Origin of the sequence: Pseudoalteromonas luteoviolacea, from assembly GCF_021654285.1 — a bacterium.
GTDB classification, from domain to species: domain Bacteria; phylum Pseudomonadota; class Gammaproteobacteria; order Enterobacterales; family Alteromonadaceae; genus Pseudoalteromonas; species Pseudoalteromonas luteoviolacea_J.
On record NZ_JAKFZS010000102.1, the window covers coordinates 1 to 687 of the forward strand.

The window sequence follows — 687 nt, forward strand, 5'->3', positions numbered from 1 at the left end:
TGCAGTACTGTCAATATGGCAATGGCACTTAAGAAAGCATTTGAAGTTCATGACGGTAGCCGAGTATTACAGTTTGCTTCTATGAGTTTTGATGCCAGCGTATCCGAGTGGGTGGTAGCATTGCTCAGTGGCGCTTGCCTTTATCTTGTCAGCGAGGATGTAAAAGAGTCACCTGAGTTATTACAGAGCTATATGCAACAGAGGCAGATTACACACGCTACATTACCTCCTGCTTATTTCCGACATTTTCGGCCTCAAGCGAATGCACCAATACAGAATTTGATTCTTGCAGGAGAAAATTTTGATTTAGATCTTGTGCGTGACTGGCATGGTAAACTTAATATTTACAATGCTTATGGGCCTTCTGAAGCCACTGTATGTACCAGTATACAGGAATTGAATGAGCATCATGTAGTATTAGGTATTGGACAGGCTATCACTAATGTTCAAACCTATATATTGGATAAACAGCAACAGTTGGTGCCGCCAGGTGTAGTTGGAGAATTGTATACCGGTGGAGTGGGGTTAGCTAGAGGTTACCTTAATAAGCCGGAATTGACGGCTGAGCGTTTTATCGTAAACCCTTTTTATGATAGTAATTTACCTAGCAGCAGCCCCCGCTTATATCGCACAGGTGATTTGGTACGTTATTTACCTGATGGCAGTCTCGCTTTTATAGGGCGTATA

1 protein-coding gene is annotated in these 687 nt (G+C 42.5%); it reads left to right on the plus strand.

Going from position 1 to position 687, the window contains the following annotated elements:
* The coding region (locus L1077_RS27195; protein ID WP_237139887.1) for an AMP-binding protein at positions 1-687 on the plus strand (687 nt) is incomplete at both ends.